Here is a 6,819-nt window from a genome sequence, read left to right as displayed (position 1 = left end):
GGTGGGATATTCCCACCTTACTAGGAGCTAAAACAGGACTGGGATTGGCTTACGGAGTAATAGGTCACTTTTCCAACGGGATTTTACTTGCCATTCTTTATGCGGGTATTGCCCCATCCCTATGGGGACCCGCCTGGGTACGCACACTATTATTTGTGACGGCAGAAACGGTTGCACTTGTATGGCTGTTTATGTTCCCATTACTTGGTGCAGGCATAGGTGGCACCCAAATGGGCGAGATGGTCCCGGTAATTTCTTTATTGAGACATATAACTTATGGGGTTCCTCTTTATTTGTTAATACATAAATTCAACGCAAAAAACACAGTTTCATAACCTGAAGTCGTCCAAAATTAATTAATGAGAGGGGGAAACATTTCATAGGTGTTTTTAAATAGTAAATGAATCTATTGCATAAATAAAAGGGGTAAGATTTAATAAAGTCTTACCCCTTTTTATTTATAAGGAATTAAAATGGATAAAATTTTACGAGATTTACTTATTGCTAATGGTTACTCAATACAGAAATGTCGTCTTTCAGATTTGAATTTCTATTCCATTTTCACATTATTTCTTGAAGTAAATATTAAATAAAACCTTCCGTGGTTAATCAGCTTTCTTCCAAATGGAGTCTGTAAAATAATTTTTAGAATCCATAAGATTTTCAACAATTTCATAACCTGATACCTCGGCCAATCCCTTAATATCCTGGAGGCTAAACTTCCTTGAAATCTCTGTATGTATAGGTTCTCCTTTTTTTAAACTGACAGAAATTTTCAGCGTAGGAATTTCAACCATTTGGTTCTTTTTGCTAATTAAAGCACTTCTGGCTTCCCCTTTCTCAATGTCATAGCGCGGAGAATGTTCAAAAGAATTTAAATTGAAATTTGCTCCCAATTCTGTATTGATCCGGTTTAGTAAATTTAAATTAAATTCTTTGGTGACACCCGACTTATCATTGTAAGCATTAAGAATAATATCAGGATCTTTTTTAAGATCAAAACCTATTGTAAGAAGATCTTCCTTATGCATAGTTTGATTAATCCTTTTTAAAAACAAAATCGTTTCCTGAGGACTAAAGTTTCCTATGCTGGCCCCCAAGAAAAGGATTATTTTTCTTGCACCATTAGGGATGGAATCGAGTGCAGGAAGATATTCTTTGCTAATCCCTTCAATTTTTAAATCTGGAATAAGGTGTTGTAATTCTTCAGTTACCCTTTGAATGGCATTTTGGGATATGTCAACGGGAACATATGTAAATTTTATACTTTGATTTACATAATGTTTTAGAAGTATCCTGGTTTTAAAAGCGTCTCCTGCTCCCAAATCAATTAAATTAAAATCTTCTCCCGAATCCATTATTTTTAATAATTTTTCTTTATTGTTTTCTAATATTTCCAACTCGCTATCTGTCAAATAATACTCGGGGAGATTCATAATCTGTTGAAATAGCTGATCACCTTTATAATCATAAAAGTATTTGGATCTTAAATATTTTGGATTGGTTGTCAGTCCCTGAACAACATCCTTAGCAAATTCTGAATTAATTAGAGGAGAAATTAACTTTGCCATTTTATTTGTTATTAAATAGTATTTTAATCCCCCTGAGGAGAAGTTGGAATACACTATTCAATCAAATTAAGAAACAGCTGCATTTTGATTTGTCAAAAAATTGACATAGCTGTTTTTTTACAAAAAAATTAAGAAGAATTTGCGACAGTTATATTTATCTTCAGTGAATATTCATATATGTTTATACGGCAATGGTTACAAAGTCAAAAGTTTGGTATCTGGAAAATTTCAATTTTTTTTCTGAATTGGATATGGAAGTGAGAACATTTATTTGTCAGAATACCATCATGAGATCCCTGGATAAAAACGAAGCTGTATACTTTCAGTTTGATCCATCCAACAGTGTCTATTTTTTAAAAGAAGGAAAAATAAGGATTTCCAAATTTGCTCATACAGGTGAAGAATTTCTTGTTGGTATTTTGGAAAAGGGCGAAATATTTGGAGAGTCTTCTATAACGGATAATAAATATAGAAAGGAAGCCGCCATTGTAGAAGAGGCAGTGACTTACTGTGTTATGCAGCAGGAGAAATTCCGTGAATTATTACTGATGGCTCCGTCTCTAAACCTGAAATTTAGCCAAATGCTTGAGGAAAAATTAGAAAAAGCTCAAAAGCGATTACAGGATATGTCCTGTAAAAATAATCAACAAAGAATCATAGATTTTTTAAAAGAAACAGCTGCTCTTTCTTCCAAGAGTCCTAATGGGGAATTGGTAATTGATAATTCCCTTACCCATCAAAAAATTGCTCAGCTTACTTGCACTAATAGGCAAGAAGTATCAAGCGTTTTAAGTCTTTTGAAGAGAAATAAAATTATTGATTATAACCGTAAGACTATAAAAATTTTAAAATTACACGAACTGCAAACTTCATAAATTACCACTTTATATCCTGAAGATTTACTATTGACATTGATTTAACGTTAAAAAAACTAATCGCAAATATGCAGTTTTAATTCTTTATGCTGGTTTTAAGAAAGCCGTAAAAAAAGGGAAGACGAAATTGGTTCCCTCTGCTTTATTAAACTTTTTATTTCCTGTAAAAAATTAGCACATAAAATCTATCTATATTCAGGATTTTCGAAATTCCATCTGGTGCCGTCATCCCAGGCAGTTCTGGAATTTCCGTAGGAAGGATACCCATCATTATCTTTTAGCGTTTTGGCCAAGTGAAGTAAATTATAGGTCATAAAAGTAGTATTCCTATTCGTAAAGTCTGAATCATATCCAACAGGAGGATTTTTCTTATTTCCATTCCATTCAGTATCCCCATAGCTGGGACCGGGACCAACTTCGCCTATCCAACCGGCATCTGCCTGGGGCGGGATACTGTATCCTAAATGCTGAAGGGCATAGAGCATACCCATGGCACAATGTTTTACTCCGTCTTCATTTCCTGTGATAAGGCATCCACCAACTTTTCCATAATATACATATTGACCTTTATCGTTTTGATATCCACTCATTGCGTATAAACGCTCTATTAGTTTCGAAGCGACTGAAGAACGCTCACCAAGCCATATTGGTGTACCTATCACCAAAATATCTGCCGCAATTATTTTTTTATAGAGTTCGGGCCAATCGTCCTGCGGTTCACCTTCTTCGGTCATATCCGGTTGAACGCCTATCGGTACCTCATAATCGGCTAAACGAATGGCTTCTACGTTTACACCCTCAGATTCCATAATTTTAATCGAAACATCCATTAAATTACGAGTGTGACTTTTTGTGGGAGATTTTTTCAATGTACAGTTTACGAATACTGCTTTTAAATCAGAGAAATCATTTTTCATAATTGGTTAGTTAAATTTATTACAAATGAGTCGAAACAAAATACCAAATATTACATTTTATTTAATTATCTGTAACTTTAACTAGCATTAATGCAAATCATCACTTTCAAATATACAATAATCTATATCGGACTCCCTAACTTCACATATTCAAGTAAAAATTACTCGCTTATAGATTCAAAAGTGGATTTAAACACCACAAATCCAAACCCAACAAAAAGCATTAGGTGAAAAATGGCAAGACTAAAATCGTTCAGCATAAAGGCGCTGTAGAGCCCGAAGCCAAAATACAGCCACAAAGCGAATTCTACCGCGAGACTCACCGAGAATTTCTGCTGAATATAAATATTGTTTTTCCAGGAATCCTTCAAAGAATTTACATTGAATTTCGGTGTTCTAATAAAAGCTGATTTTTTCCCAAAATGACCTTCCAAAACCGCCAAAGAATTATGAACTGAGAATCCCATAGCTACCGAAAAAAACGTAAAAAACATCCCAATAAACTTCAGGAAATTTTTAAAACTTTTCCCGTGGATCTTTGCATAAGTGGCGTAATAGCAGAAAAGAAAAATGACTGTACTCACTAAGAAGAAAGCCACCAGGTTAAAATACCAGCCAAACTGCGGATTGATATTTTTAATAAATAATACCGGAATACTTAAAACTGCCAAAACCAGTATCACCAAAAACATACTGGAATTAAGAAGATGAAAAAACGCGTGAAATTTAGTGCTAAACGGCACCGATTTATCTTTTACCAGTTTTTTGAAATTCTTCCTGAAATTTTCTGCAGCACCTTTATTCCATCTAAATTGCTGGGAACGTGCTGCACTTACCACTACCGGTAATTCGGCGGGAGTTTCCACATCTTCCAAATATTTAAATTTCCATTTTTTGAGTTGCGCGCGGTAACTTAGGTCCAGGTCTTCGGTTAAGGTGTCCCCGCTCCAGTTTCCTGCATCCAAAATGCATTTCTTTCTCCATATTCCGGCGGTACCGTTAAAGTTGATAAAATGACGTCCAAAATTCCTACCGGTCTGTTCCAGGATAAAATGAAAGTCCAGAGCGAACGCCTGGATTTTGGTAAGCAGGGAATAATCTCGGTTAATATGTCCCCAACGGGTTTGAACTACACCAATTTCAGGGTTTTTAAAGTAAGGCACGGTTTGCAGCAACCAGTCTTCTTTGGGTAAAAAATCGGAATCAAAAATTGCGATAAACTCACCTTTAGCGATTTTTAAACCTTCTTTTAAAGCACCTGCCTTAAATCCACTACGTTCTTTTCGGGTAATATGTTTTATATCATGCCCATCTTTTTGCAGCTGTGCTACTAAGTTTTCAATTTTTTCAACTGATTCATCGGTAGAGTCATCCAGAACCTGGATTTCCAATTTTTCCCGCGGATATTCAATTTTTGCAATGTTTTTCAACAGTCGTTCTACTACATAAAGTTCATTGTAGAGGGGGAGTTGAATAGTAACTACGGGAATTTCAGCAGTATTTTTCAGATCAAATTTTTCCGAAGCATCTACCTGTTTTTTCGCTTTCAGGTAGTTTAATAGTAAATGTAGCTGCGAAATACTATAGAAGAAAATGAGCAGCAGGGCAAGCGTGTATATTATGATAATGGCCATATCCATTACTTGAAACTGTATTTAAAGATCCATCCCAGGATTTTGATTCCAGCAAAAATAGCACCTTTCACCGTGCCCGAAACTTTTGAGGTGCCAATCCTGTTTTTATAATGTACGGGAATTTCTGTGTAGGAAAATCCTTTTTTTAAGGCTTTCAATTGCATTTCTACCGTCCAACCGTAGGTTTTGTCCTGCATTTCGAGTTCCAGTAACTTTTCGTATTTAATTGCCCTAAAAGGTCCTAAATCTGAAAATCGGGCATTGAAGAATAATTTCATTAGCGATGTTGCCAGCCAATTTCCAAAAATCTGCGGAAAAGTCATTGAGCCTTTCTCCCTACATTTTTTTACCCGGGCACCAATCACCAGGTCCTTATCTTCTTCAATAATCGGCGCAATAATTTTCGTTAATTCTGAAGGAAAATCGCTATAATCGCCATCCAGAAAAACAATAATATCGGGTTTTCTGATGAGCTTGTCGAAGGGCTGTTTTGAAATATAATCCATACCCTTTAAACAGGCATAACCATAACCTTTTTGCTGCTCCTGAAGCACGGTGGCGCCGGCCTTTTTGGCGTTTTTTTCAGTAGCATCGGTAGAATTGTTGCTTACCACGATTATTTCCTGTACAAATTCAGGAATTTCAGCAATCACTTTGGCAATGGATTCTTCTTCATTAAAAGCAGGAATAATAACTCTAATCCCTGCAGAGGGTTTAATCACCTCAGGCTTAACTTCATTATTAAAATAATTTTCAGACTCATGTTTCTTTAGCTTGCCCGGAGACGCTTGATTTTTTTGCAGCATTTACTTCGATTTCTGGTTTACCAAGTCCATTAAATTCACATCATTTCCTAATAGGACTTCTTCAGAATTTATGCGTCCATCTAAATCGTCGTTTTCAAGTTTTAATACCCCCCGTGGACAAACCGCCGAGCAAATTCCGCAGCCAACACAGCTGGAGCGAACAATGTTTTCGCCCTTTTGAGCATAGGCGCGAACATCAATTCCCATTTCGCAATAGGTAGAACAGTTTCCGCAGGAAATACATTGTCCGCCGTTTGTGGTAATTCTAAATTTTGAAAAAAGCCGTTGCTGCATTCCCAATATTGCCGCCATCGGGCAGCCGAAGCGGCACCAAACCCTGTTACCAAAAATCGGGTAAAAACCAACTCCGATTACCCCGGAAAAAGCAGCACCAATCAAAAAGCCATACCATTCCCGGAGTTGAGACCCTCCAAAAAAGAAAATATTTCCATTTCCGCTAAAATAATTGAGACTGATGATCGCTAAAATTATAACCAAATAACCTATGGCACCATATTTTGCGTCTTGTGCTAGTTCTTTTCGTTTAAAGATCATAATCACTGCGAAAAGCACCGTAAGAAAACCGGCAGCACCCCATAGAAATACATCTTTGGTAAGCCAGAATTCCCCAGAATTATCGCCTAAAAACGAATATACAACCGCGATGGTCATCACAGTTATGAAAACCAGAACGCTATGGATAACCCAGCGCTCAACTTTCCAGGCAAATTGCGATTTATCAGATAAGTGGCGGTATGGATCGCCAGCGGTTTCTGCAAGACCCCCGCAACCGCAAACCCAGCTGCAGTACCAGCGTTTTCCATATTTGTAAGTTAGAATTGGAGTAATTACAAAAATGGAAATCAAACCAAAAGCCAGCATAATCACACCAATATTCCCTGCGGAAAGAAATTCGTTTATCTTATAATCGGTAAACAGATCGTAGTTAAGCGGCCAGATATTGGCAGGATTGTAATAAGGTTGATTGAGCCGAATTAAAATTTCCGGGATTAAAA

Annotated in this window: 6 protein-coding genes and 1 pseudogene; 2 read left to right on the top strand and 5 right to left on the bottom strand. The window is 36.5% G+C overall.

Going from position 1 to position 6,819, the window contains the following annotated elements; all coding sequences use genetic code 11:
* Window positions 1-335 (top strand): annotated as a pseudogene (locus LB467_RS18200) (hypothetical protein); the annotation flags it as partial.
* Between the two features lie 270 nt (window positions 336-605).
* Here LB467_RS18200 and egtD read toward each other — a convergent pair.
* Window positions 606-1,571, bottom strand: a complete 966-nt coding sequence (egtD, locus tag LB467_RS18195) for an L-histidine N(alpha)-methyltransferase (RefSeq protein WP_224475555.1) — start codon at window positions 1,569-1,571, stop codon at window positions 606-608.
* A gap of 191 nt (window positions 1,572-1,762) precedes the next feature.
* Here egtD and LB467_RS18190 point away from each other — a divergent pair, with 191 nt between their 5' ends.
* Window positions 1,763-2,446 (top strand): Crp/Fnr family transcriptional regulator, encoded by a 684-nt coding sequence (locus tag LB467_RS18190; protein WP_317196385.1) that lies wholly within the window; start codon window positions 1,763-1,765, stop codon window positions 2,444-2,446.
* A 185-nt stretch (window positions 2,447-2,631) separates the two neighbouring features.
* Here LB467_RS18190 and LB467_RS18185 read toward each other — a convergent pair whose 3' ends face one another.
* The 4 genes from LB467_RS18185 to LB467_RS18170 all read right to left on the bottom strand — a co-directional run.
* Window positions 2,632-3,363, bottom strand: coding sequence for a flavodoxin family protein (locus tag LB467_RS18185; RefSeq protein WP_224475552.1), 732 nt, complete (start codon window positions 3,361-3,363; stop codon window positions 2,632-2,634).
* 161 nt (window positions 3,364-3,524) lie between these two features.
* Window positions 3,525-5,003, bottom strand: coding sequence for a cellulose synthase family protein (locus LB467_RS18180; RefSeq protein WP_224475551.1), 1,479 nt, complete (start codon window positions 5,001-5,003; stop codon window positions 3,525-3,527).
* Window positions 5,003-5,803 (bottom strand): glycosyltransferase family 2 protein, encoded by an 801-nt coding sequence (locus LB467_RS18175; RefSeq protein WP_224475549.1) that lies wholly within the window; start codon window positions 5,801-5,803, stop codon window positions 5,003-5,005. Before LB467_RS18175 ends, LB467_RS18180 begins: the two co-directional genes overlap by 1 nt.
* Window positions 5,804-6,819, bottom strand: a 1,016-nt coding sequence (locus LB467_RS18170; protein ID WP_224475547.1) for a 4Fe-4S binding protein, incomplete at its 5' end; no start/stop codon positions are given.

The organism is Salegentibacter tibetensis, from assembly GCF_020164485.1.
Classification (GTDB): domain Bacteria; phylum Bacteroidota; class Bacteroidia; order Flavobacteriales; family Flavobacteriaceae; genus Salegentibacter; species Salegentibacter tibetensis.
This window is presented reverse-complemented; position numbering and strand designations above follow the sequence as displayed.

Excerpts from the sequence above, each read along its gene's own strand:
- egtD (WP_224475555.1), bottom strand. The coding sequence starts at position 1,571 with ATGGCAAAGTTAATTTCTCCTCTAATTAATTCAGAATTTGCTAAGGAT.
- LB467_RS18190 (WP_317196385.1), top strand. The coding sequence starts at position 1,763 with ATGGTTACAAAGTCAAAAGTTTGGTATCTGGAAAATTTCAATTTTTTT.
- LB467_RS18185 (WP_224475552.1), bottom strand. The coding sequence starts at position 3,363 with ATGAAAAATGATTTCTCTGATTTAAAAGCAGTATTCGTAAACTGTACA.
- LB467_RS18180 (WP_224475551.1), bottom strand. The coding sequence starts at position 5,003 with ATGGATATGGCCATTATCATAATATACACGCTTGCCCTGCTGCTCATT.
- LB467_RS18175 (WP_224475549.1), bottom strand. The coding sequence starts at position 5,803 with ATGCTGCAAAAAAATCAAGCGTCTCCGGGCAAGCTAAAGAAACATGAG.